This is a genomic window from Oleiagrimonas sp. C23AA, from assembly GCF_011759385.1.
Taxonomy (GTDB): Bacteria; Pseudomonadota; Gammaproteobacteria; order Xanthomonadales; family Rhodanobacteraceae; genus Oleiagrimonas.
The window spans coordinates 266,816-290,815 of the sequence record NZ_JAARLY010000004.1; the positions used below are offsets into that span (position 1 = coordinate 266,816).

Annotated in this window: 20 protein-coding genes, 1 tRNA gene and 2 pseudogenes; 7 read left to right on the forward strand and 16 right to left on the reverse strand. The window is 64.2% G+C overall.

All coding sequences use genetic code 11. The annotated features are described in order from the left end of the window. Window positions 1-59: 59 nt before the first annotated feature. From HBF24_RS17405 to HBF24_RS17470, 4 genes and pseudogenes are all read left to right on the forward strand, one after another. Window positions 60-347, forward strand: a pseudogene (locus HBF24_RS17405) (peroxiredoxin-like family protein); the annotation flags it as partial. 37 nt (window positions 348-384) lie between these two features. Beyond that, entirely contained in the window at window positions 385-636 is a 252-nt protein-coding gene (locus HBF24_RS17185; RefSeq protein ID WP_206064266.1) for a hypothetical protein, read from the forward strand. Window positions 637-682: 46 nt separating this feature from the next. Further along, the gene (locus HBF24_RS09040; protein WP_167172080.1) at window positions 683-1,399 is read left to right on the forward strand and encodes an SDR family oxidoreductase; all 717 of its coding nucleotides are present in this window, start codon (window positions 683-685) and stop codon (window positions 1,397-1,399) included. Between the two features lie 238 nt (window positions 1,400-1,637). Next, window positions 1,638-1,781, forward strand: a pseudogene (locus tag HBF24_RS17470) (alpha/beta hydrolase); the annotation flags it as partial. Between the two features lie 271 nt (window positions 1,782-2,052). Here HBF24_RS17470 and HBF24_RS09050 read toward each other — a convergent pair. From HBF24_RS09050 to dtd, 4 genes are all read right to left on the reverse strand, one after another. Continuing rightward, a tRNA-Ile gene (locus tag HBF24_RS09050) sits at window positions 2,053-2,128 on the reverse strand. Window positions 2,129-2,183: 55 nt separating this feature from the next. Further along, window positions 2,184-3,137 (reverse strand): EamA family transporter RarD, encoded by a 954-nt coding sequence (rarD, locus tag HBF24_RS09055; protein ID WP_206064250.1) that lies wholly within the window; start codon window positions 3,135-3,137, stop codon window positions 2,184-2,186. A gap of 108 nt (window positions 3,138-3,245) precedes the next feature. Beyond that, complete coding sequence (gene rpoD / locus HBF24_RS09060; RefSeq protein ID WP_167172086.1) at window positions 3,246-5,132, reverse strand: RNA polymerase sigma factor RpoD; 1,887 nt, start codon at window positions 5,130-5,132, stop codon at window positions 3,246-3,248. Window positions 5,133-5,344: 212 nt separating this feature from the next. Then, complete coding sequence (gene dtd / locus HBF24_RS09065) at window positions 5,345-5,785, reverse strand: D-aminoacyl-tRNA deacylase (protein WP_167172088.1); 441 nt, start codon at window positions 5,783-5,785, stop codon at window positions 5,345-5,347. A gap of 98 nt (window positions 5,786-5,883) precedes the next feature. On the opposite strand from dtd, the gene HBF24_RS09070 reads away from it, so the two are divergent. Continuing rightward, window positions 5,884-6,777, forward strand: a complete 894-nt coding sequence (locus tag HBF24_RS09070; RefSeq protein WP_167172091.1) for a lipid A biosynthesis acyltransferase — start codon at window positions 5,884-5,886, stop codon at window positions 6,775-6,777. On the opposite strand, the gene HBF24_RS09075 is transcribed toward HBF24_RS09070, so the two are convergent. The 12 genes from HBF24_RS09075 to def all read right to left on the reverse strand — a co-directional run bounded on the left by HBF24_RS09075 (window position 6,769) and on the right by def (window position 21,400). Then, window positions 6,769-8,205 carry a hypothetical protein gene (locus HBF24_RS09075; protein WP_167172094.1) on the reverse strand — a complete coding sequence of 479 codons (1,437 nt, stop codon included), beginning with the start codon at window positions 8,203-8,205 and terminating at the stop codon, window positions 6,769-6,771. The two genes, HBF24_RS09070 and HBF24_RS09075, sit on opposite strands and share 9 nt — an antisense overlap. Window positions 8,206-8,384: 179 nt before the next feature. Then, window positions 8,385-9,329 carry a glycosyltransferase family 2 protein gene (locus tag HBF24_RS09080; protein WP_167172096.1) on the reverse strand — a complete coding sequence of 315 codons (945 nt, stop codon included), beginning with the start codon at window positions 9,327-9,329 and terminating at the stop codon, window positions 8,385-8,387. Window positions 9,330-9,412: 83 nt separating this feature from the next. Next, window positions 9,413-11,122, reverse strand: coding sequence for a glycosyltransferase family 39 protein (locus HBF24_RS09085; RefSeq protein WP_167172099.1), 1,710 nt, complete (start codon window positions 11,120-11,122; stop codon window positions 9,413-9,415). A 74-nt stretch (window positions 11,123-11,196) separates the two neighbouring features. After that, window positions 11,197-12,231: a CDP-glycerol glycerophosphotransferase family protein gene (locus HBF24_RS09090; protein ID WP_167172101.1), complete on the reverse strand. Its 1,035-nt coding sequence runs from the start codon at window positions 12,229-12,231 to the stop codon at window positions 11,197-11,199. Between the two features lie 2 nt (window positions 12,232-12,233). After that, the gene (locus HBF24_RS09095) at window positions 12,234-13,049 is read right to left on the reverse strand and encodes a glycosyltransferase family 2 protein (protein WP_167172104.1); all 816 of its coding nucleotides are present in this window, start codon (window positions 13,047-13,049) and stop codon (window positions 12,234-12,236) included. A gap of 119 nt (window positions 13,050-13,168) precedes the next feature. Beyond that, the gene (locus HBF24_RS17475) at window positions 13,169-14,413 is read right to left on the reverse strand and encodes an O-antigen ligase family protein (protein WP_167172106.1); all 1,245 of its coding nucleotides are present in this window, start codon (window positions 14,411-14,413) and stop codon (window positions 13,169-13,171) included. Between the two features lie 90 nt (window positions 14,414-14,503). Beyond that, the gene (locus HBF24_RS09105) at window positions 14,504-15,598 is read right to left on the reverse strand and encodes a glycosyltransferase family 4 protein (protein WP_167172109.1); all 1,095 of its coding nucleotides are present in this window, start codon (window positions 15,596-15,598) and stop codon (window positions 14,504-14,506) included. A 144-nt stretch (window positions 15,599-15,742) separates the two neighbouring features. Continuing rightward, complete coding sequence (locus HBF24_RS09110; RefSeq protein WP_167172111.1) at window positions 15,743-16,735, reverse strand: glycosyltransferase; 993 nt, start codon at window positions 16,733-16,735, stop codon at window positions 15,743-15,745. Then, entirely contained in the window at window positions 16,722-18,437 is a 1,716-nt protein-coding gene (locus HBF24_RS09115; protein WP_167172114.1) for a glycosyltransferase family 39 protein, read from the reverse strand. Before HBF24_RS09115 ends, HBF24_RS09110 begins: the two co-directional genes overlap by 14 nt. An 87-nt stretch (window positions 18,438-18,524) precedes the next feature. Further along, window positions 18,525-19,841 carry a 16S rRNA (cytosine(967)-C(5))-methyltransferase RsmB gene (gene rsmB / locus HBF24_RS09120; RefSeq protein WP_167172116.1) on the reverse strand — a complete coding sequence of 439 codons (1,317 nt, stop codon included), beginning with the start codon at window positions 19,839-19,841 and terminating at the stop codon, window positions 18,525-18,527. Further along, complete coding sequence (gene fmt / locus HBF24_RS09125; protein ID WP_167172119.1) at window positions 19,838-20,773, reverse strand: methionyl-tRNA formyltransferase; 936 nt, start codon at window positions 20,771-20,773, stop codon at window positions 19,838-19,840. Before fmt ends, rsmB begins: the two co-directional genes overlap by 4 nt. A gap of 123 nt (window positions 20,774-20,896) precedes the next feature. Continuing rightward, window positions 20,897-21,400, reverse strand: a complete 504-nt coding sequence (gene def, locus HBF24_RS09130) for a peptide deformylase (RefSeq protein ID WP_167172122.1) — start codon at window positions 21,398-21,400, stop codon at window positions 20,897-20,899. Window positions 21,401-21,586: 186 nt separating this feature from the next. Here def and HBF24_RS09135 point away from each other — a divergent pair, with 186 nt between their 5' ends. Beyond that, window positions 21,587-22,711, forward strand: coding sequence for a LysM peptidoglycan-binding domain-containing protein (locus tag HBF24_RS09135; protein ID WP_167172125.1), 1,125 nt, complete (start codon window positions 21,587-21,589; stop codon window positions 22,709-22,711). 101 nt (window positions 22,712-22,812) lie between these two features. Continuing rightward, complete coding sequence (gene dprA, locus HBF24_RS09140) at window positions 22,813-23,979, forward strand: DNA-processing protein DprA (RefSeq protein WP_167172128.1); 1,167 nt, start codon at window positions 22,813-22,815, stop codon at window positions 23,977-23,979. The last annotated feature ends 21 nt before the right edge of the window (window positions 23,980-24,000 follow it).

Below are 24,000 nucleotides of genomic sequence, written 5' to 3' on the forward strand. Positions count from 1 at the left end.
AGGCCGACTTCGAGGCCGGCAAGCCGCCCTACAGCGTGCCGCGCGCGGTCATCGACATCATGCATCGCGCCACCGCCGAGCTGAAAGCCTCCGGTGCGGCACAGAAGGCACTGAAGGCCGGCGACAAGGCGCCCGCCTTCACGCTCAACGATCCGGATGGAAAGCCCGTGTCCTCCACCGAGCTGCTGCGCAAGGGCCCGCTGGTGGTGACGTTCTACCGCGGCGTGTGGTGCCCTTACTGCAACATGGAACTGCAGGCGCTGCAGGCTACGTTGCCGGACATCCTCCAGGCCGGTGCGAGTCTGGTGGCGATCTCACCCCAGATCGCTTCCAACAGCCGCAAGTCGGTGCGCCAGAACGCGCTGACGTTCCCGATCCTGTCCGATGCACACAACGACGTCCGCCGCTGCCTTCGGCCTGCGCTTCGAGCTGCAGGACTACCTGGTGGATCTCTACAAGTCGCTCAAGAACGACCTGCCTGCATTCAATGGCGATCCGAGCTGGACGCTGCCGATGCCGGCGCGCTACGTCATCGCGCCGGACGGAACGATCGCCTACGCCGAGGTGAATCCGGATTACACACGTCGCCCCGATCCGTCGGAGATGCTCCCGGCGATTCGCAAGGCCGCGGCCTGACTACATGCATGCCGCTCGCCGAACGGCGACCGGCACAGGAGGCTTCATGTCACGCACATTTCTTGTCACCGGTGCCAGCAAGGGAATCGGTCTTGCACTCTCCACCCGACTCGCCGCTTCCGGGCATCACGTGGTCGGCCTGGCGCGCACGGCGCCCGCCGAGTTTCCAGGCACCTTCGTTGCCGTCGACCTCGGGGACGACGCAGCCACCGGCGCGGCGCTGCGGGACGTCACGCAGCGTTTCGAGCTGGACGGTGTAGTCAACAATGTCGGTCTGGTCCGCCCTGCGTCGCTCGTCGATGTGACGCTGTCGGCCCTGGACGAAGTGTTGCGGGTCAACCTGCACCCCGCGCTTCTCGCCATGCAGGCGGCGTTGCCCGGCATGCAGGCACGTGGTTGGGGACGCGTCGTCAACGTGTCTAGCCTGACCATTCTCGGCATGCCCGATCGCACGGCGTACGCGGCCGCCAAGGCGGCCAAGGTCAGCTTCACCCGCAGCTGGGCGCTGGAACTGGCAGGCGCTGGTATCACGGTCAACGCGGTGGCACCGGGCCCGACCGAAACCGAACTGTTCCGCGCCAACAATTCGCCCGGCAGCGAAGGCGAGCGACGCTACCTCTCCGGTGTGCCAATGGGCCGATTCGGCACGCCCGAAGAAATTGCCGCGACCATTGCATTTCTGTTGTCGGACGAGGCCGGGTTCATGACGGGCCAGACCCTGCATGTCGACGGCGGCGCCTCACTTGGGCGAGCGGCGTTCTGACGCCGCACAACGGACTCGCGGACGGAACCCGCCACGAGTCCGACCATGCTCTGTCCCCGCGCCTGCCGACGTCCATCACATCATGCCGGAGACGCTTCCGGCCACTTATCTGCATTCGAGCGGAATTTCCATGTCCAACATCCGCTACCACACGGCCAACGTGGACGGCTTCAATGTCTTCTACCGCGAAGCCGGTTCGCCGGATTCACCCAAGCTGCTGCTTCTGCATGGCTTCCCCATAGCGGCGGGGGCGCGGGCATTCAGGCGAGACCTTCCGCAAGCGGAGCTTCATCTGCTGGATGCCGGACATTTCGCGTTGGACGAACAAAATGACTCAGTGGCACGGCTGATGCTCGCGTTCCTGGCGCGAGCGCTGGTCTGATTCGCGAAGATGTGCCAGGGCAACATGGCTGATCCCCGCGCGACAGTCCGGGTGCCGGCGATGCTGAAGGCTGACGCCAGATGTATCGGGCATCAGCAGACGGGGAGCCATGGTTGCGTTCGTTGAAGCAAATCGGTCAAGCGACGTTGACCTGACTCACTTTGCGGCCGGATTCAACCAGACAGCTACGGAAACGAGCATACAAAACCCCGCAATTTGCGGGGTTTTTTGCCAGTACGTGGACCAGCTCGGACAACATCGGACGCGTATGTGGTGGGCCCACCAGGACTCGAACCTGGAACCAAAGGATTATGAGTCCTCTGCTCTAACCATTGAGCTATAGGCCCTTGCGCAGACCGGAAAGTGTACCCGTTTGGCTGGCACGGGTACACGTTTCGGTGGTCAGCGCGTGGCGGTATGTGCGGTCCCGGCGCGCGCGGTCCGTTGGCGGCGGTTGCGGCGCAGTGCATCGGTGCTTAGCACCATCAACGCGGCCCAGATGATGGCAAAGCCGATCCAGCGCGAGGCCGGCATGGCCTCGTGGTTCACCCACACCGCGATCAGGAACTGCAGGCTGGGCGCGATGTACTGCAACATGCCGACCAGGCTCAGTGGCAGGCGACGCGCGGCCGCGGCGAAGAAGGTCAGCGGCGTGGTGGTAATGATGCCGGTGGCCAGCATCAGCAGCACGCCGGCGGTGCCGTGTGTGGTGAAGTGGGTCTGGCCGCGATGGTCCAGCCAGGCCAGCGCGATCAGCGCCAGCGGCGACAGCAGCAGGGTTTCCACGGTCAGGCTGGCGACCGCGCCGGTGCGCCGGCCGGCAAAGCTTTTGGCCAGGCCGTAAAGGCCGAAGGTGCCGGCCAGGGTCAGCGCCAGCCACGGCGGATGGCCGTAGCCGATGGTGATGATGGTGACCGCCACCAAGGCCATGCCCATGGCCAGCCACTGCGCGGTGTGCAGCTTTTCGCGCAGCACCATGACACCCAGCAGCACCGTCAGCAGCGGGTTGATGAAATAACCCAGCGAGGCCTGCAGCACTTCGCGATGGTTGGCCGCATATACATAGGCCAGCCAATTGGCGCCGATCAACGCTGCCGCCATGGCCAGGCCGCCGAGCTGACGCGGGTTGCGCAGCACCGTGATCACTTGCCCCAGCTGACGCCGGAATAAGAGGATGGCCGTGCACAGCAGCAGCGACCAGATCGCCCGATTGGCCACGATTTCCAGCGGCGAGGCGTAGTCCAGCAGCACGAAGAACAGCGGCAGCACGCCCCAGATGCCATAGCAGGCAAGGCCAAAGGCGAGGCCGGCGCGGCGCTCGTGCGCGCTTTGCAGGTGAGAGTTGGCGTTGGTCACGGTGTCAGCTTGGGCGGAAGAGGGCTTGGGTGTAGCGCTACAGGCGCTGCAATGAAAACGCCCGCCAAGAGGCGGGCGCTTGCAATCTTACCGGTCCGGGCGATGCAGTTATTCCAGATCGAGGAATGAACGCAGTTGCTCGGAACGGCTGGGGTGACGCAGCTTGCGCAGCGCCTTGGCTTCGATCTGGCGGATGCGCTCGCGGGTCACATCGAACTGCTTGCCGACCTCTTCCAGTGTGTGGTCGGTATTCATGTCGATACCAAAGCGCATGCGCAGCACCTTGGCCTCGCGTGGCGTCAGACCGGCCAACACGTCGCGCACGGTTTCCATCAGGCCGGTTTCGGTGGCCGAATCGATGGGCGAGTCGACGTTGGTGTCCTCGATGAAGTCACCCAGATGCGAGTCTTCATCGTCACCGATCGGCGTCTCCATGGAGATCGGCTCCTTGGCGATCTTCATGACCTTGCGGATCTTGTCTTCCGGCATTTCCATTTCCTTGGCCAGCTCCTCCGGCGTGGCCTCGCGGCCGAACTGCTGGAGCATCTGGCGGGAAATGCGGTTGAGCTTGTTGATCGTTTCGATCATGTGCACCGGAATACGGATGGTGCGCGCCTGATCGGCGATCGAGCGGGTGATGGCCTGGCGAATCCACCACGTGGCATAGGTGGAGAACTTGTAGCCACGGCGGTATTCGAACTTGTCCACCGCCTTCATCAGGCCAATGTTGCCCTCCTGGATCAGGTCCAGGAACTGCAGGCCGCGATTGGTGTACTTCTTGGCGATGGAGATCACCAGGCGCAGGTTGGCCTCGACCATTTCCTTCTTGGCACGGCGAGCCTTGGCCTCGCCGATGGACATGGCGCGGTTGATCTCCTTGATGTCGGTCAGCGGCAGGTACAGCGACTTGGCGATATCGGCCAGCTTCTGCTGCTCGGCATCAATGGCCTCGCGGTGCTTCTTGATGTTGGGCGCCCACTTCTGGCGCTTGCGGCCCAGCTCCTCGGCCCATTCGAGGTTGCCCTCGTTGGTGGGGAAGGTCTTGAGGAACTCGCTGCGCGGCATCTTGGCCTGCTTGACCATGATGTCCATGATCACGCGCTCGTGACGACGCACGGTGGTCACAACCTCGCGCAGCTTGCGCACGAAGCTGTCGATCAGCGCCGAGGGCAGCTTCAGCGACAGGAAGCCTTCGGCCATCTGCTCGCGCAGTTTGACGATCTTCTTGTCGTCGATGTCGTACTTGGCCGCGGCCTTCTGGAACTTGCCGTACAGCGTGCGCAGGTTCTCCATGCGACGACGCACTTCCTCCGGGTCCGGGCCGGTCGGGCCGGTCGACTCCTCGGAATCGTCATCGTCGTCATCGTCACCATCACTGTCGTCATCGTCGTCGCTGTTGGCGCCGGCGTTCTTGCTGCTGGTGTCGTTGTCGTCGCTGCTGTTGCTCTTGGCGCTGTTGTCTTCGTCCTGCAGCTCGTCGTTGAAGCCGGCCAGGATTTCGCTCAGACGCCGCTTGCCGTCGACATGCAGGTCGTATTCCTCGACCAGCAGCTCGATGGCCCAGGGGAAGCTGGCCAGGGCGGTCTGCACCTGTCCCAGGCCTTCCTCGATGCGCTTGGCGATGGCAATTTCGCCTTCGCGCGTCAGCAGCTCGACCGTGCCCATCTCGCGCATGTACATGCGCACGGGATCGGTGGTGCGGCCAACTTCGGCGTCCACGGCCGACAGCAGCGCCACGGCTTCTTCAGTGGCCGTGTCATCGTCGTCGCCGCTGGGCGCGTCAGGGTTGATCATGTCGCTGTCGGGCGCGGTTTCATGCACCTCGATGCCCATGCCATTGATCATCGAGATGATGTCTTCGATCTGATCAGCCTCGACGATGTCGTCAGGCAGATGATCGTTGACTTCGGCATAGGTCAAGTAGCCCTGCTCACGACCCTTCGTGATGAGCTGCTTGATTTCCGACTGTTGCTCGTGGGCTTTTTTGTTTTCCATGGATGCAACCGGGTGGGCGCCAGAACCTTTCAGTCTAGCAAAGTGGTGATTTTTTAACCAGTATCAAGCGTGGCCTTTTTTCGGGGCATACGCCGAGCCCGCGGGCTTCACGCGTTGCTGGCCGAAGGGCCGACAGGTCATGGCGGGCCGCATCTGGCTTGAGGCATCGAGCCATCGGGCCTTGCGCCCGTCTCGTGCCCGGATCACGCTCATCAGCGCGCCTGGAGCCAGAAGGTTACCGGTCCGTCATTGACCAGACCTACCTCCATATGGGCACCAAAGCGGCCAGTTTCCACCCCCGGGTGCATCTGACGTGCCCGCGCGACCAGTTCGTCGAAGCGCTGGCGGCCCAGTTCGGGCGGCGCGGCGCGGGTGAAACTGGGGCGCATGCCCTTGGCGGTGTCGGCGGCCAGGGTGAACTGGCTGACCAGCAGCAGGCCGCCACCGGTATCGCGCAACGAGCGATTCATGCGGCCTGAGTCATCGGCGAAGATGCGATAGCCCAGAAGGCGTTCCAGCATACGTTCGACCTGCGCCGGGCCATCGTCCGGCTCCACCGCCACCAGGGCAAGCAGGCCGGCACCGATGGCGCCCACGGTTTCGCCTTCCACATCGACCTGCGCTCGGCTGACTCTCTGGATCAGGGCAATCAAACAACACTCCCGGGGCAACGGCCTGTCGGCGCGCAGTCTAGCTTGTAATGTGCCTGATGCCACAGACTGCCGGTGGCAGCGGCTACAATCGTTTGCCTATGCGTCCTGACATTGCTCTTCTCTATTTGTTCCTGCGTGTGGCGGCCCTACTGCCACTGCGCGCGCTGCATGCCGTCGGTGCCGGCATCGGTTCCTTGATGTGGCGCTTGAAAACACGCAGTGCGCATTATGCATCGGTGAACCTGGCCATCGCGCGTCCCGAGCTGGAGGCCGCAGCGCGATCGGTGCTGACCCGCCAGGCCTTGCGGCAGGCAGGGCGGTCGGCGGCCGAAATCGTCAAGGTCTGGGGCATCGGCGCGCACCGCGCGCTGGGACTGGTCAAGGAAGTACGCGGCGGTGAGTTATTCGAAGCCGCGCTGGCTTCGGACAAGGGTGTGATCATCGCTGCGCCGCACCTGGGCTGCTGGGAGCTGCTCAACTACTGGCTGTGCTCGCGTACCGAGATGGCCATTCTCTATCGCCCGCCGCATATCCAGGCACTGGAAGCCTTGCTGCGCAAGGTGCGCGCCGGACTGGCGCCCGAGCAGGTGCGCGCCGAGGGCGCCGGGGTGCGCACGCTGTTCAAGCGCCTGGCCAGCGGTGGGACGGTGGGCATCCTGCCCGACCAGAAGCCGCGTCAGGGCGAAGGCCAGTTCGCGCCGTTCTTCGGTCGAGATGCGCTGACCATGGTGCTGTTGCCACGCCTGGCCGCACGCACCGGCGCCACCGTGCTGTACGCCTTTGCCGAACGCCTGCCGCGCGGCGAAGGCTTTCGCATTCATATCCTGCCCGCGCCCGAGGGCGTGGATGCAGCCGATACCCAGCTCGCCTGCAAAGCGCTCAATCAGGGCGTCGAACAATGCGTGCATCGGGCTTTCAGCCAGTACCAGTGGCACTACAAGCGCTTCAGCGTGCAACCGCCGGGCGTGCCCAATCCCTATCGGTCACCTTGATGAGCCTGGTGCCGTCCGCAGGCGGCACAAACGAAGTGGAGGGGCCGTGGGCCGGTGGTGTTTGTCGAACTCGATATTCGATTGAATCGGCTGACAGCTTTGGGCCACCGGTATCAAGCCGGACATCGCTTGCAGCGTCTTGAGAGCATGGCTGTGATTGCGCACCAGGGCGAATAAGGGCCCCTGATGCTGCTCAATACGTCGCCTACTGCGTTCCCAGAACTGGTGGCCGTGTGCGGTTGCGGTAAACCAAGTGATGCCTTCGAACTGAATCCGTGGGCCATGGATGAATGGCAGCAGGTAGGCATTGGGCTGTCCGACCACAAGCACAAGGCTGTCTGCGGGGAGCCTGGGCGCTTGCACATCAAAGATCGGATCGGCGTAGGCGGTACGCGCCCATCTGGGGTAATGGGTAAAGCCGGCCACCACGAGCAGTGCCGTTATCGCCAGCGCGATACGCCATCGCATCTGATGCCGTGGTCTCATGGCTGCGGCAATGGCGCGAAGCGCTCCCGCGATGGCCAGCCCACTCAGTACCTCGATCACGATGGCATAACGCAGGATGGAGAACAGCGCCAGCCAGCAGATATAGGCAACGACGCCAAACACCCACAGCATGATGGCTGACCGATCTGGATGACGTCTTTTCAGGCCGGCATGGATGGCAAGCGCCAAGCCGGCCATGTATGCAAACGCCATGCGCGGATCGGACATGTACACCTCGGTGGTGTGATGTGCCTTATGAAACGCCCAGAACAATGGGTAGGCCAACCACTGGACCAGTCCATGAGGCATGAAGCGCAGGTCCCGGGTCGAGGTGTCACCTAGCCAATCCGACCCGAACACGTTGTTGAACATCGGGAAGATGGGGTTGCCGGTCATGTGAGCCAGGTGCCATGCCCAGGTGCCATAGGCCAGCACGAAGCCGAGCAACCAGCCGCCTCCCAGGGCCAGCACACCATACCAACGCCGGGGGCCCTTACCCGAGACTAGCCATGTGAGGCCCAGAGCGGGCACGTAGATGACTTGCGTGGGCTTGAGACCTGCGGCGATGCCGGCAAGGCATCCGGCGGCCAGCAGCCAGGCCATCGTTTGCCCCGTCGGTTGTTCGCGCAGGCTCCTGGCGTGCAGCATCATGCCGATGGCAGATAAGGTCGCCAGTGCCAGCGGCACTTCATTGAACGTGGTGCCAATTTGCGACACCAGCGCGGCCCCGGTACAGCCAATGATCAGTCCCACCATGTCCAGAGCGTCTGGGCGGCGTGCCTGTGAACGGGCCAGTTGCAGCGTGATCCAGCCGGTTACAAAGATGATCGCCCCGTAAGGCAGCCCCATCAGCGCGGCCAGCACGCGCGGCCAATGCGCCAGTGGACCCATGGCCAGCAGGTAGTACGGGATATCCGGCAGTGGATTGAAGAACGACTGCATGCCGGCCGGCGCCACGTCCTGGCCGTAGCGGTCATGCAGCCAGGCCCAGGCATTGGCCAGGTGGTAATTTTTCAGGTCCCAGTTGGCGTCCTGCTTGAGCAGAACTGATACCAGGGCACCAAAGCCCAGGCACAGCACAAGCGACAGCCAGGGACGGCGGCTGGCGCGTTCCAGCCAGGTCATGCGCGGTCCTCGCTAGGCCGCGCGGTGGCGGGAATGGCCAGATATGCCAGACGTTTGGCCTCGGTCCGTCCGCGTGTCACCGTGTCCAGAATCAGCCCGCAGACCAAAAACACCACTGCCATCACCATCAACCCCGAGCACAGGATCGCTGTCGGGAAGCGCGGTACCAAGCCGGTAGCCAGGTAGGTTTTGACCAGCGGAGCGGCCAGCAGCACCGAGACCAGTGCCGACACGGCACTGGCCAGTGAAAAGAACGCCAGCGGTCGCTCATCGCGGTAAAGACGCACCAGCGTGGCCAGGATGCGCGTGCCATCGCGCCATGTATTAAGTTTGCTGGCGCTGCCTTCGGGGCGCTCACCGTAGGGAGTGTCATGCTCGGCCACCGGCATGCGCAGCTCCAGCGCGTGCACCGACAGCTCCGATTCGGTTTCAAAGCCGCGCGCATGGGCTGGAAACGATTTGACGAAGCGTCGCGACATGACGCGATAACCGCTCAGCACATCGTTGAAGTGACGGCCGAAGAGCCGGCCCAGGAAGCCGGTCAGCAGGCGATTGCCCAACTGGTGACCGGCTCGGTAGGCGCCGCGCCCCTGATGGCGCCTGACGCCCACCACCATATCCAGCGGGCCTGAAAGTAATCGCTCGATCATCGCCGGTGCGCTGGCGGCGTGATAGGTGTCATCGCCGTCGGCCAGCACGTAGATGTCGGCCTCGATGTCGGCAAACATGCGCCGGATGACCTCACCCTTGCCTTGTCGACTTTCGTGGCGAACAACGGCCCCAGCGTGTCTGGCGTGTTCGGCGGTATTGTCGCCGGAGTTGTTGTCGTAGACGTAGATGGCCGCTTCCGGCAGCGCCTCGCGGAAATCGGCGACCACCTTGCCAATGGCTGCCGCCTCGTCATGGCATGGCAGCAGCACGGCGATACGGGGGGAGCTCATAGTTCGGTCGTCCCTGGCAGTGCAGCGTTTGTGTGCCTGGCGTTTGGCGTCTTGATCGATTCCATGGATCGAGGTCGGTGTGCTCAGTGCACGCGCCGGTAACGCCAGTAGTCGGGTGACGGATAAAGGCGCGTGGGTGTGGCCGGTTCAGCCGGCGTCTGCCCATTTTCCACGGCTGCCAGCGTGGGGGCCGGCCAGATCACCAGCCAGTCGCCGCGGAACGGCTGCACCAGCCGCGCGAAGCGCAGGTCTGTCGGCTTGAGGTGATGTGGATAGGTGACGATGACGCCTTCGGGATGTGCTTTGGCGAAGGCGACCACATCGGCGGTGTTATATAGCTTGTCCACGGGCCTTGTCAGACGGGCACCATACTGGAACTGGCCCTGGTAAAAGCCCTGGTTGCCGATGCTGTGACCGCCATCCTCGACTTGCCTCAGCACCGCGTTGGCTGGTGCCAGATCATAGTTCTTGCCGACCGCGGCGATGAACATGGCATACAGCGAGAATGTGCCCACCAGGCCGGCCAGCGCCACCCGACGCAATTCGCCGCGTCCGCGCAGCAGCAATAGCGCACCGAGCAGGATGAAGATCACGCCGAAGAAGCGGCTGTAGACGGAAAGGTCGACAAACCAGTGCGTATTGAAAGGCTTGTGTCCGAGCAGGCTGGGCATGGCCAGAAGCACACCCGCGAGCAAAAACGCGCCCAGTGCCAGCGGCCAGCTGCCCAGCCAATAGGTGCGCGCCAGCTTGGGGTGGTTCTCGCGCAGATAGGCGATGGAAAAGCCCAGCAACAGCGCGATGCCACCGTATTCGGGCAGCGGATAGTAGGTCTGCTTGCCGCTGATCAGCGAGAACGCCAGCAACATCGGCAGCAGCCAGCACAACAGGAAACGCAGACCCGGCTCGAACGGTCGACGCAGACTGCCCAGCGCTACCCAGCTTCGCAGCCAGCCGCTGAAGGGGAAGATGATCACCGGGATCCACGGCAGGTACCACCAGAGGGGATGAGCGTGATCGAAGGCATCGACCATGCGCCCAGTGGTCTGCTTGAACAGCAGCATGTGCTCATAGGCCGGCCCGCCCAGGTAGATGGCGGGGATCACCCAGGCTACCAATATGCCCAGTCCGCCCAGGATGGCCAGTGCGCCGGCACCGTACCAGCGCGCGCGGTGCTCACGTGCATGGTTGTGCCACAGCGGCCCCAGCAACCATGGGAATACCACATGCAGCAGCATCACCGGGCCCTTGGTCAGCAGGCCGGCGCCCAGCCACAGCGCGAACAGCCACCAGCGCGGACGCTGGCGGTGCGGCGCCGGAGCCAGGCACAGCAACGCGCTCAGCACGCATACGGCCAGCAGCACCTCGTACATGATCTGCAGGCCGAACAGGAACGCATAGCTCAGCGACATCAGGATCCATGGCGCTGCCTTGGCCAACCAGGGACGGGCCGGAAACAGGCGCCGCGCCAGCACCGAAACCAGCACCAGCTGAGCCGCGCCGAACCCCACTTCCAACAGGCGCGGCCAGACATCATTGACGCCGAACACGGCCCAGCCAGCGTGCATCAGCCAGTACAGCAGTGGCACCTTGTGGCTGTATGGGTGGCCGTTGATGTAGGGCACGATCCAGTGGTGGCCGCTCCACATTTCCCAGGCCACGGCCAGTGTACGCGTCGAGTACAGCGGCATCGGCCCGAACAGGAAAATGGCGAACAAGGCGAACACCGACCACAGCGCCAGCCACGGCCACACCGTGCGCAGATGGTCTGGACACCGTGCAAAGCGCTTCAACATGCAATCAGCTCACTCAAAGACCCAGTGTAACGTCTCGGGATATTGCCCTGACAGGCTGCCCATTCGCTTAGGCTTTACCGGGCGGGGCCCCAGTAACCGATGCGGCGCCGGATCTTGAGCTTGCGCCACAGGTTGCCCGGCTTGGGCTTGCGGTTGCGGGCCCCGTCGGCAATGAAGGCATCCACCGCTTCCAGCACCCGTTCGCTGGAGCGGCCGTCCCGCCATGGATGGATCGCCTCGCCATAGTCTCGGATGGCTTGCATCAGTTCCGGCGGCCGGCGCAGCGCGCGCTGGATCGCCGGTTCGAAGTCGGCCGGATCGTCGATGTCGATCAGCTGCGGGCCGGGACGGCGGTTCTTGAACGTCACCACGGGTTTGCCGGTGAGCAGGAACTCGTTCAGCGCCGAAGAGGTGTCCGAGCACATCATGTCGACCTGCGGGAACAGGTCGAGGATGTTGTCATCCTCGGCGAAGGTGAGGTAGTCGTTCTGCAGCGCCTTGAAGCGTGCCACCGTTTCGGCATTCATCTTCGGGTGAAAGGTGACGATCCAGCGCCAGCGACCGTCACGCGAAAGGCGCTTGACCTCCTCATACAGGGTCTCGGCCGCGCTCCAGGACGGTGAAAACGTGGAGTGGTACAGGATCACTGGCGGCGAGCGCACCGGTTCGGGCTCGTGGCCGAACACAGGCATGAAGGGGTCGAGCTTGGGCCACCCGGTCTGGCGTACCGCGAAGTGACCCAGCTGATCGGCGATGGTCTGGAAAGCGGCCGTGTCGCGCGGACCGGTGGTGCAGTACATGTCGAAGAAGCCACGGATGTAGATGTGCCGCGGCTTGCCGGCGTCGAAACCGTGGAAGATTTCCACCTTCACGCCGGGGAAGAAATGGGGCACCGCGTTCGACGGCGTCAACACCGCCTCGGGCGCGAAGGCGCGTACCTCGCCGGTGCTGCGCAGCCAGCGCTCATCGGCGTTCAGGTCCTCACCCCCGGGACCGTCAAAGAACCAGGCCGCCTCGTCGCCGCGAGCGCGAATGGCCTGCTGGAGCGGGCGAAGGATGGCCAGCGCGTAGCGCTCGGAACCATACAAAAGGTAGTGCTTCTTGGTCATTTTCAATGGTCCAGATCGTGGCGGGCCAGGACATCGCTGGCCTGTTTCAACGATTCGGGGTTGATGCACATTTCGTAATAGCGCATGCGCTTGTACACGGCATACGAGGCCGCGGTCTGGGCGACGATGAATCCGCGCCAGCCATCCAGGCAGGCACGTCGGAACAGATAGTCCTTGGTGAAGGCAGACAGGTACACCAGAGGGATGTCCCACATGCGCGGCTTGCGCGCCTTCTCTGCCCAGTCACGCGCCTTCAGTTCCGAGTAGCGCAGCACCTTCAACCCCTTGTGAACCAGTGTAGGGTTGTGCAAGTGATTGAACACGTGGTCGAAGGTCATGCTTTCGCCGTCGAAGCGAAGCGATTCATGCACCCGCACATCGCTCCAGCGTGCGCGATCGCGATGATAGAGGCGTGCCTTGAGTTCGCCCAGCATGGGCCTGTACCAGCGCATGGGTGCGCCCATGAACAGCGTGGTTCGACGCAGGTACGCTGCGGCCAGTGACGATGCCATCAGTTCCGGCAGGCGTCGGGTCATCTCGTCGGCCAGTTGCGGCGAGAGATATTCATCGGCGTCCAGCGCCAGTATCCAGGGATACGAGCATTGCGTGGTGGCAAAATTGCGTTGTGGTCCGAAGCCCAGCCAGTCCTGGTGCACCACGCGTGCGCCATGCGCCCGGGCGATCTCCACCGTTTGATCCGTGCTGCCACTGTCCACGACCAGCTTTTCGCCAGCGAAAGGCACACTGTCCAGACAGCGTGCAATATTGCTGGCCTCGTTGTAGGTCATCACGACCAGGGTGATTGGCAGACAGGGCATGTATCCGGGCTCGTTGAGGAAATCCATCAGGATGTTGATGCAGTACGTGCGGCCTTCGGATGACCGGATCGGCGAAGATGTCTATGGCCGTTGAGAGTGGAGGCGGAGGCCGGCGCGATTCATTTTGTCGCGCGCAACCTGCCCGCAAGAATCAGGCCGAACAATACTTCCTGGGTGGTGCGAAGATAACTGAAATGCCACAGGTGGTTATCGAGCACGATGTCAGCCAGCAACAGCGTCATCCAGCCACTCAGGATCCAGGTTAGCCTCTGGCTTATGGCGCCCGCTTTGTATGCCCGCCACCCATCGTGCAGGAGCGTGATAAAGCCCCCTGCGAGAATCAGTGCCCCGACCAGGCCAAGGCTTACGAGGATCTGAAGATAAATATCGTGTAGGTGGGGTGGGGTGTAATGACCCGTACCAATGCCGTGCGCGGCAATCAGCGGCTCTACGGTGCGCATGCCGATACCGACCCATGGGTGCTGGAGGAAGGTCTCCACGCCCAGCGCGTAAAGCTGGATGCGCAAGCCTACGGGGCTATCCGGCACTGCGGTTACACCATGCTCCAGCAATGGCCTGATTACTGAATCGGCGCCACCCACGCGCTGGCCAAGGACCGGGGCCAGCACAACTACGCAGGCGAGTAGCAAACCGAACAGAAGTAGGCTGTGGCGCCACAGTTCACGCCCGGAAACTCGCGATCTTTGACTGATGATCCAGCCGGTACAGGCGACTATGAGGCCCAGGCCCGTTGCGCCGAGGGCACCACGTGATTGCGATAGCGCCAGGCACGCAAACATGGTGCACCATGCCACCACCAGTGCCAGTAGCTGCCACCATCGATGACGCTGGCTGATCATTACGATGCTTAGAATCACCAAGAGTTCGCCCGCGAAAAGGCCGACGATGTTCTCCGAATAGACCAGCCGCAGACGTGGCCATGCGCCTGCCCCCGCTGGCATCCAGCTGGACCGGAAAATCAGCATGGACAGATAACCCGCCAACATCAGCCCAAGCAAATGGGGTACCCAGCGCCAGTACCGCATCAGCCAGACGGCGAGTATGGCGCTAAAGATTCCAAGTCGTACTGCGTTGGCGGCGACCGATAATTGTTTTTCATAGGATGGTGACAGCGATACATGATGAGCGCACCACCAGGACTGCACCAGCACGTAGCCGGTAAATACCAACGCCCAGCGAAGAAAGCGCAGTGACCACAAGGGCTTGAGGGCGTCGCGACCCGCAATGAGGGTCGCCATAAGTGCCGCCATGGCGCCGTATTCGTTCTTGAAAAGGTGGCCATAATCGGTCATCGCAAAGAAGGCGTGATAGACCAGACCCAGTCCGGCGATGAAACTGGCCACATGCAGGCGGAGGCTCCCTCCCGATAGTCGGTGAGAACCCATCTGCGGATTTGGCACTAACCGTGCGGTTTCTGTTTCCATGTGGTCAGGTCAGGCCACCGCGCTCACAATCGCGTCGTGAAGACGTTGCGGAAAGCTGGCGCACATTTGCTCGAACCAGTGCCGGGCGGCTTCGCGTTTTTTTTTCATCTCTTCCTCTGGCATGGAGAGCGCGCCATCCACCGCTTTCTCGAGCGCCTGCTCATCGAAGAAATATGTGGTGGCCAGGCGCCGTCGACCACTTCGATGATAGTTGATCAGCAAGCCCCGGTCAGTGGTGACCATCTCATTCATGGGGGGGGCGTCAACGCTCAGCACCAGTGCTCCTACGCCCATGGCCTCTGCCATGTAGTGACCCCATCCATCGGTTTCGGAGGGGCAAAGATGGAACAGGTGACTGTTTTGCAGTCGACTCATTTCCCTGCGTTGCACTGGATCGTTGAGGTCCAGGTACTCGATGCGATGAGCGATATTGCGGGCGGTGGGCCCGGGTCTGGCACGGCTGGGATCCTGAAGCACAGTAAGTAATGGCCACTCTGGATGTTTGCGCCACAGCGACAAGAGACGTTCAGTGCCCTTGATATAGGCGCCACCGGCCAAGTGAAAAAAACGGCGGTCACGCGTCACCGTTTCGTCCAGCCGATCCTCGCTGGCGAAGCCGACATAGCTGGAGGTGACTCCCATCTCCCGGAATATGCGGACGGTGTCATGGGTCTTGCCGAAGACGGCGTCCATGCGGGGAAGATAGCGCAGGTCGTGGCGGTCTACCCATTCCGGATTGGGCATGTAGATATTACGGGAAGCCTCGTGCAGGCCCTGAGGCCAGATGTGCTCAAGCATGATGTTGGCATCATATCGAGGCAGGATGCGGTTCAGCGATTTCAGCCCCGATCGAAATGAGACCGCCACGCGTGTCGCTGCCAGCCGCCGCCGCCGTCCGCATGCTTCGTCTTGGCCGTTGATAACGACATCATGCCCATGTTTGCGCAAGGCGTCGGCGACAAGCCGAAGGCTGCGCGACAGGCCGAAACCATTGTCGCGGGCAAGTAACTGGACGGTGGGCATGAAGGCGGGATCTCGGACTCGTGCGATGTGATCTACAAGGATGCGGGTCCTGAGTCCACCGTCGCGGCGGCGCATGTACATGCGTCACGCCACGGGCCATCCATGTGTGATCACCACGCTTGAAGGCCGGTGCCCAGGCATCGAAACGCTGTCGAGCATAGGCGAATAGTCATGGCATAACCAAGTCACGTCATGTCTCATCCTGGCGTCAGGCTCAGCGTGCGCTCAGCTTGCTGCTGCGCCGGGAGCGGCGTACACCGCCTCGCGCAGGCGCGCCAGAAAGCCATCGCGTTCGGTTTCGAACCACCGCCGTGCCTGCTGCCCCAGCCGTTCGCGAGTGGCCGGCGCCATACTCAGACATTGTTCGATGGCTGCCTCCATCGCGGCTGGCTCGAAACCGTAGCGTGCAGCCAGCTCACGCTGGCCGATGACGTGCGCCGGTACCAGGACGCCGCGGTCAGGTTGCACCAGCTCCTGCATCGGCTCGCCATCCAGTGTCACCACGACAGCTTCGCAGCTCATCGCTTCGACCAGGTAGTGTCCGAAACCCTCGGTCTGTGACGGACACAGGTGGAACTGGTGCCGGTTCTGCAATTGGCGGAAGGTGGCAGCGTCCAGATGCTCGCGGATCAGCGTGACATTGGGTGGCACCGGCGTCTGGGCCGCTTCCTGGCGACGCCAGACCACCGTAAGCCGAGGCCATTCCGGGTGATGGGCCCAAAGCTCGATGAGCGCCGCGGTGCCCTTGTTGTTGCTTCGGCCGGGACCGTGGAAGAAGGTGGCGGTGCGTTCGACACCGGTCAGGCGCTGGTCCGGGCTGGTAAAGCCCACATAACGCGCGGGCACACCAAGGGCGTTGAACAGGCGAACCGCGTGCCGGGTCTTGGCCCACACTTCGCCAATGGTCTCGATGACCCGACCATCCCGGTCGCTGAAGTATTCGGGGTTGGGCATCAGCACATTGCGCCGCGCCTGGCTGGCAAATTCCGGACGGATGCGCTCGAGCATCAGATTGATGTCGAAGGCCGGCGTCTTGTGTTTGCCGCGCCAGCGTGTGACCCAGGCATGCACGCGATTGCGGCGTGGCAGACGATTGGCGTGCACCTCGACCGCCAGCGAGGCCAGCGCATCGGCCAGCAGGTCCAGATCGCGCGATAGCCCGGCGCCATTGTCACGACCCAGCAGTTGTACGCTGGGTCCGAGCTCACTGGTCATCATCGTCGGCCCTGGCATGAGGCACGCAGCCAGGGCGCACGGCATCGGCACCGAACAGCCACCAGTTGCGTCGGTTGGCGCGGCCCAGAAAGTGTGCCCGGTCACGCAGCACGCAATCGCCCATGGACGACTCCAGGATGAACACGCGCCGCGAGGTCGGCGCTTGGTCCATCCACCTGACAGCCGCCGCGTACTGGTCGTCCGGGGGCTGGGTGAAGCCGAACTCGGTGACCGGTCCCTGGGCCATCAGCAGGTTCTGTTCCTTCCAGGAGACCAGGCCGATAGTGATGCCGGGGCCAGCGACCTGTCGTGCCTTGGCCATGACGTCGGCGGCCGAGCGGTCGCCATTGAGCAGGCTGTAGCCCCAGGTGCCATACAGTGTCCAAAGCACGGTGGCGAAGGCGGCCCAGGCCAGATGCGCACGGCGGACACGGAAGATCAGCGCCGCCAGAACGCCTGCGGCGCCCATGGTGGCCAGTACCGTCCACATACGCGGGTCAAGACTTGCCTCCATGCGCTGCGCCCAGTGCGGGTGACGTGTGATGGCCAACACGCCGGCGACCAGCATCACGGCGCCCAGCGCGAACGTCAGTGTCCAGATCAGCGCCCGCAGCAGGCGTTTTTTCAGCAGGCCGGCGATCAGCGGTGCCAAGCCCACGGCCACCATCGGCAGCAAGGGCAAAATATAGACATCACGCTTGCCACCACTGATGGAAAAGAAGATCAGCGCCAGCAGCGCCCAGCCCAGTGGAAGCAGGTAGCGCGCGTCGTGGCGTCGGAAGCGGCGCCACCATGCCGGCAACGCCCATGGCAGTGCCAGTGACAGCGGCAGCCAGTCGGCGGCGATGATGCCCAGGAAGTAGAACGGCCCATGGTGGTGGCCGCTCGGCGTGGCATAACGCTTCACGGTCTGGCCCAGAAAAATGTCGCGGACATAGGCTGCGTGCTGCGGGTCGCCATCGGCATGCGACACCAGCAAGACCGGCAGGGCCCAAGCCAGGATCGGCACCAGGAACAGTGTCAGGCAGCCGGCCCAGCGCCAGCCGCCAGCGGCGATCGGCGCCAGCTGGCGCCAGTGGCGGCGGCGTGCGAACAGGTAGGGCACCAGCATCAGCAGCGCCAGTACGCCCACGCCCTTGGTGATCACGCCGACACCGGCGACAAAGCAGCCGACGGCAAACCAGCGCCAGCTTGGCCCCAGCAGCAGGTGACGCAGCAGGCCGTAGTTGGCCAGCGTCATCCAGCCGACCATCAATGGGTCGATCTGCGCATCGCGCATCTGGTAGGTGAAGTGCACCGTCAGCAGCGTGACCAGCGCGGCGGCAAGGCCCGCGCGATGGCTCCACAGGCGTCGGCCCAGGTCGTAGACCAGGCCCAGTGTCATCAGCGCCGCCAGCAGCGAAGGCAGCAAAAAGGCAACGCGCCAGTTACGCGTGACCAGGTAGAAGATGGCCTCAAGCCACATGAACACCGGCGGCTTGTCCGAGTAAAGCTCATGACCTCGGTGTGGAAACAGCCACTGGCCGTGCTGCACCATCCAGTGCGCGACCAGCGCAAAACGTGGTTCGTCGGATGGCCATGGATCGCGCAGGCCAATGCCGATACCCAGCACGAACAGCGCAAACAGGCTGGCCAGGATCAGTTCGGTGCGCGCGCTGTCCAGCACCAGGCCGCGGGCCTTGGTCAGGGGAGCCGGTCGATTCACGGACAACCTCGTCAAAGATGCGTGTCATGGGGACGGCGGCGCCGTCCGTGTCCTGCGAAGCTTAGCGCACCCGTGCTTAGCTGGTGCTCAGGCGCGCTTTTCCAGCGCCGCATAGAACATGCCGTCCAGGCCATCATCTCCCGGCAGCAACTGCCAGCCGGGCCCGGCCGCGTAGCCGGCCGGCAGCGATAGCGGCAAGACGTGGGCGTCGGGCATGGTGGCCAGGAAAGCCTCGATCACGTCCTGGTTTTCGGCGCGCAACAGCGAGCAGGTGGCGTAGACCAGTCGTCCACCCGGTGCCAGGGTCGACCATAACCCTGCCAGAATGCGCTGCTGTTGTTTCACGAGCGCGGGGATGTCGCTTTCGCGCCGGTGCAGGCGCACGTCGGGTCGGCGTCGCATCACGCCCATTGCCGAGCACGGCGCGTCGATCAGAATGCGCTGGTAAGGCACGCCGTCCCACCATTCGGCGGGCTCGCTGGCATCGCCCCGTACCACCTTGGCCTCCAGCCCCAGGCGTTGCAGGTTCTGCGCGATGCGCGGCAGCCGCGCCGGCTCAAACTCCAGCGCGGTCAGGTCCACGGCGGCGCGTTCGAGCACATGGCAGGCCTTGCCGCCCGGTGCGGCGCAGGCATCAAGCACGCGCATGCCGTCCTTGGCATCAAGCACGTCGGCGGCGACCTGGGCGGCGCCGTCCTGCACCGCGAAATGGCCTTCGGCAAAGCCCGGCAGCCGGGTCACATCGGTGCTGTGGGTCAGCACAATGGCATCGTCCAGCCAGGCGTGAATGTGGGCCTCGACGCCCGCTTCGACCAGGGCAGCCAGAAGGCTTTCGCGGTCACTGCGACGGCGCTGCACGCGCAGCATCAGTGGCGGCTCGATGTTGTCGGCGCTGAAAATGGCCTCGGCCTGCCCGGGCCAGTCATGCGCGATCGCCTGCACCATCCAGGTCGGATGCGCATGGCGCGTGGCCGGCGTGGCATCCAGTGCTGCCAGATGTTGTTCGCGTTCGCGCTGCCAGCGGCGCAGCACGGCATTCAACAATCCGGCCAGGCGTGGCTTGCGCAGGCTGCGCGCCGCCTCCACGGTGGCGGCGACGGCCGCATACGAGGGCATGCCGAGCACTTCCAGCTGCACCAGGCCGAGCACGGCCAGCGCGTGGATAGCCGGCTCGCGGCGGCGCAGTGGCTTGTCCAGCAGGCGATCCAGGGCAGCATCGAAACGCACCCACCAGCGCGTGCCCTGATTGAGCAGCGCCGAAAGCAGCGCGCGATCGCGTGGATCGGGCAGGCGCGGCGCGTGCCGCTCCATGACATCGCGCAGCGAGGCGCCACCCAGGGCGACGTCGGCCAGCGCCAGCGCCGCCTCGGCGCGCACATCCGGCTTGCGGCGCGTGCCGTTCATGAGGCGGCCCCGCGCAGCTCGGGGCGTGCGTTGAGGTAGTCGGCAATGCCGATGCGGCGCCCGCCCGGCCGTTGCACCTCGGTCAGGCACAGCGCGCCTTCACCGCAGGCGACAACCAATCCGTCGCGGCTGCCGGCCACTATCTGCCCTGGCTCACCATGCGCGTCCACCGCGTGCGCTGCCCAGATGCGCAGGCGCTCGCCCGCCACTTCGCCTTCGGCGGTCGGCCACGGATTGAAAGCCCGCACGATGCGTTCCAGCGCGCTGGCCGGTTGTGTGAAGTCGAGCTTGGCTTCGGCCTTGTCCAGCTTGTGCGCGTAGGTGACGCCCTTTTCCGGCTGCGGGGTCGCCTTGAGCGTTTCGCCGGCCAGCGCGCGTGCGAGGCCTTCGGCCAGCAGCTTGGCGCCCATCCCGCTCAGGCGGTCATGCAGGCTGCCGCCGGTTTCGTCGGCGGCGAGCGGGGTGCGTGCCTCCAGCAGCACGGGACCGGTGTCCAGCCCCGCCTCCATCTGCATCAGGTCGACGCCGCTTTCGGCGTCACCGGCGGCGACGGCACGCTGGATCGGTGCCGCGCCGCGCCAGCGCGGTAGCAGGCTGGCGTGCACGTTCCAGCAGCCCAGCTTGGGGATGGCCAGCACCGCACGCGGCAGGATCAGTCCATAGGCGACCACCACCAGCAGGTCGGGCTTGAGTGCCGCCAGCGTTGCCTGTGTTTCGGGATCTTTCAGGCGTTCGGGCTGATGGACCTCCACGCCGGCTTCGAGCGCCGCCTGCTTGACCGGACTGGGTGTGAGCTTGCGGCCACGGCCGGCCGGCCGGTCCGGCTGGGTGTATACGGCCACCACTTCGGCGCCACTGTCCAGGCAGCTTTTAAGACAGGGAACGGCAAAATCCGGGGTGCCGGCAAACACCACGCGCAGGGGTCGGTTCATGCATCCACCTTGGGCGCAGGCTCACAAAGCGCCTACGCGCCCGTCATCGAAGGGCTCGAAAATTGAAAGACGAAGCGGGCGCGTGGACGCCCGTATGGATATCAGCGCCGTACCCGGCGCCGGTCAGCTGGCCTGCTTGCGCTGCTTCTGCAGGCGCTTGAGCAGCATGTTGCGCTTGAGTGGCGACAGGTAGTCGACGAATACCTTGCCGTCCAGATGATCCAGCTCGTGCTGGATGCACACCGCCATCAAGCCATCGGCCTGCACCGAGAACGTCTGCCCCTCGGTGTCTTCGGCCTCGATGCGGACCCAGCCGGCGCGCTCGACATCGGCATACAGGCCCGGGAACGACAGGCAGCCCTCCTGGTATACCTGCTCGCCGCTTTTCTCGACGATGCGCGGGTTGATCAGCGCCTGCGGCGCGTCGCGCTGTTCGGAAATGTCCATCACGAACACACGCTGATGCACGTTCACCTGGGTCGCGGCCAAGCCGATGCCGTTGGCCTCATACATGGTTTCAAACATGTCCGCGACCAGCGTCTTGATGGCCTCGTCGAACACGCTGACCGGTTTGGCCACCGTGCGCAGGCGCGGGTCCGGGAATTCAAGAATGGTCAATTTCGACATATACGATCACCTCAGCCTTCAAATTTGCGGCCCAATTGGGCGAAATCCAAGGCCGTTCTCCATTAGGATGGAGCCCATTGTACGACCCGGCTGGCGGGTCGGCATCATTGCATCACCCCAATTTGCCTGGTTTTGCGATTCGATTACACTCGCCCAGGTCAAGGGGGATCGGGGGGATAGCCCAACATGCTCAAGAAAACGCTTGTCCTGTTTGCCGGCCTCTGCGTGAGTCTGGCGGTGTTTGCCGCGACCAGCGAGCTGCGTCCTGGTCATCCTGACACCTACGTGGTCAAGCGTGGTGACACGCTGTGGGATATCTCGGCGCGCTTTTTGCGTAAGCCGTGGCTGTGGCCGGAAATCTGGCAGGCCAACCCGCAGGTGCACAATCCGCACCTGATCTACCCGGGTGATGTGCTGAACCTGTCGTACGATCACGGCCCGCGGCTGGTGCTCAAGCCCCGCGCGCGAGCCACCGATGCCGACGCCGTACCGGCGATTGCGCTGGATCAGGTGCGCCCGTTCCTGAAGGACTTCCGCGTTGTCAGCAGCCACCAGCTGTCAACCGCGCCGTACGTGATGGCTTTCGAGGAAAACAAGCTGCGCGGCACACCGGGGCATTTCATCTACGTGCGCGGCCTGACCTCGCAGCCTGGCCAGCGCTGGGCGGTGGTGCGTCCTTCGCACGTGTTCCGCGAATTCGGCGTTCACGGTGAGCGGGGTGATGACGTGGTCGCCCACGAGCTCAATTCCAACGTCGGCATGGTCGATTCGCCCTGGCGCGAAAACGACTATGGCGATGGCCACTATGGCCGTGGCGACGAACTGGGCGTGGAGGTGAAGGTCATTGGCACCGCGGAAATGCTGCGCGGCGGCGATCCGTCCACGCTGATGCTGACCGATTCGACCATGGAAATTCGCAAGGGTGACCGCCTGCTGCCGGTCGACGAGCATCCGTACGATGCCTACTTCTACCCACACGCGCCGAAGGTGATGCCGCCGAATGCGCGTGTGATCAGCCTGGCCGACTCCATGTATGCGGTGGGCCGGCATCAGGTGGTGGCCATCTCGGTGGGCACGGCCGATGGCATCAGCAATGGCGAAACCTTTTCCATCTTCAGCCCTGGCCAGACCGTGCACGACGACGTCGCCGGCAGCTACATGAACCAGACCTTCGGTAATCACGTGAAACTGCCAGGCGAATACCTAGGGCACCTGATGGTGTTCCGCACCTTTGATCGGGTCAGCTACGCGCTGGTGATGGACGATGTGCGGCCGGTACAGGTGGGCGACAAGCTGCGGCTGCCTCAGTAGTTCCGGCGTGCCCGCAGCATGCGCTGTGGGCATCGACCGACACGACGGCGCGGCCTTGGTCGCGCCGTTTTTGTTTTCGTCCGCCGCTACACTGGGGCGTCATGGAAGCAAGCGAGATCATCACACGGGCCTGGCTGACGCTGATCCGCGCGCCAGGCGTGGGCGGTGCCAAGCTGCGGCGCTGGTTGGACGAGGCCGACGGCGATGCCGCGCGCGCCCTGGACACCGTGCTGGGCGCGCCGGCGGTGCATGGCGCCGAGGGCGATACGTTGGCCTGGCTGCGTCATCCCGACCCCAAGCGCCTGGAGCTGGACCTGGTCTGGCTTGATGCGCCGGGTCATCGCCTTTTGCGCTATACCGAGATCGATTTCCCGCCCCTGCTGGCCGAGATTCCCGGCGCGCCGGCGGCACTGTTCGTCAACGGCCACAGCGAGGCGCTGCTGCTGCCGCAGGTGGCCATGGTTGGCGCGCGCAATGCGAGCGCGGCGGGGCTGGATCATGCCCGAGATTTTGCGCGCACGCTGGCCGCATCCGGCTTGGCCGTGACCAGTGGTCTGGCCGATGGTATCGACGGCGCCGCACATCAGGCCACGGTGGCTGCCGATGGCGTTACCGTGGCGGTGATGGGCACCGGGCCGGACCGGGTCTATCCGCGCCAGCACCGCGAGCTGGCCGCGCGCATCGTCGAGCGCGGCGCGCTGGTCAGCGAATTTCCGCCCGGCACCGAGGCGCGACCGCATCACTTTCCGCGGCGCAACCGGCTGATTGCCGGCTTGAGCCTGGGTACGCTGGTGATCGAGGCCAGCCTGCGCTCGGGCTCGCTGATCACCGCACGCCTGGCCAGCGAGCAGGGCCGGGAGGTGTTCGCCCTGCCCGGTTCCATTCATAATCCGCTGGCCAAGGGCTGTCATCGCCTGATCCGCGATGGCGCCCGGCTGGTGGAAACGGCCGACGAGGTCACCGAAGCGCTGACGCCGATGGCGCAGGCGCTGGGCGCGCAGCTGGCCGAGCGGCTGGCGCAGGCACCGCCGGAGCTGCCGATCGAGGTGGCCGCGGCTCCGGTGTCCTCCGAGCCGGCTCCGGGCTGGTGCGGCGATGGCGACTACCAGCGCCTGCTGGCGGCGCTGGGTCACGACCCGGTGGCGCTGGATACACTGGCCCAGCGCACCGGGCTGGAAACCTCGGCGCTGTCGTCGATGTTGCTGATGCTGGAGCTCGATGGCGTGGTCGAGACCTGCCCCGGTGGACGCTATCAGCGCCGGGGCTGATCACACATTGTTGCTTGACAG

Bases quoted from the DNA above. Each gene is read 5' to 3' on its own strand.
- HBF24_RS09135 (WP_167172125.1), top strand. From the start codon at position 21,587: ATGCTCAAGAAAACGCTTGTCCTGTTTGCCGGCCTCTGCGTGAGTCTG.
- dprA (WP_167172128.1), top strand. From the start codon at position 22,813: ATGGAAGCAAGCGAGATCATCACACGGGCCTGGCTGACGCTGATCCGC.
- HBF24_RS09105 (WP_167172109.1), bottom strand. From the start codon at position 15,598: ATGTACATGCGCCGCCGCGACGGTGGACTCAGGACCCGCATCCTTGTA.
- HBF24_RS09080 (WP_167172096.1), bottom strand. From the start codon at position 9,329: ATGAGCTCCCCCCGTATCGCCGTGCTGCTGCCATGCCATGACGAGGCG.
- HBF24_RS09095 (WP_167172104.1), bottom strand. From the start codon at position 13,049: ATGCCCTGTCTGCCAATCACCCTGGTCGTGATGACCTACAACGAGGCC.
- HBF24_RS09075 (WP_167172094.1), bottom strand. From the start codon at position 8,205: ATGCAGTCGTTCTTCAATCCACTGCCGGATATCCCGTACTACCTGCTG.
- def (WP_167172122.1), bottom strand. From the start codon at position 21,400: ATGTCGAAATTGACCATTCTTGAATTCCCGGACCCGCGCCTGCGCACG.
- HBF24_RS09085 (WP_167172099.1), bottom strand. From the start codon at position 11,122: ATGTTGAAGCGCTTTGCACGGTGTCCAGACCATCTGCGCACGGTGTGG.
- HBF24_RS17185 (WP_206064266.1), top strand. From the start codon at position 385: ATGCACACAACGACGTCCGCCGCTGCCTTCGGCCTGCGCTTCGAGCTG.
- HBF24_RS09110 (WP_167172111.1), bottom strand. From the start codon at position 16,735: ATGATGACCAGTGAGCTCGGACCCAGCGTACAACTGCTGGGTCGTGAC.
- HBF24_RS09070 (WP_167172091.1), top strand. From the start codon at position 5,884: ATGCGTCCTGACATTGCTCTTCTCTATTTGTTCCTGCGTGTGGCGGCC.
- fmt (WP_167172119.1), bottom strand. From the start codon at position 20,773: ATGAACCGACCCCTGCGCGTGGTGTTTGCCGGCACCCCGGATTTTGCC.
- rpoD (WP_167172086.1), bottom strand. From the start codon at position 5,132: ATGGAAAACAAAAAAGCCCACGAGCAACAGTCGGAAATCAAGCAGCTC.
- rsmB (WP_167172116.1), bottom strand. From the start codon at position 19,841: ATGAACGGCACGCGCCGCAAGCCGGATGTGCGCGCCGAGGCGGCGCTG.
- HBF24_RS09040 (WP_167172080.1), top strand. From the start codon at position 683: ATGTCACGCACATTTCTTGTCACCGGTGCCAGCAAGGGAATCGGTCTT.
- HBF24_RS09090 (WP_167172101.1), bottom strand. From the start codon at position 12,231: ATGACCAAGAAGCACTACCTTTTGTATGGTTCCGAGCGCTACGCGCTG.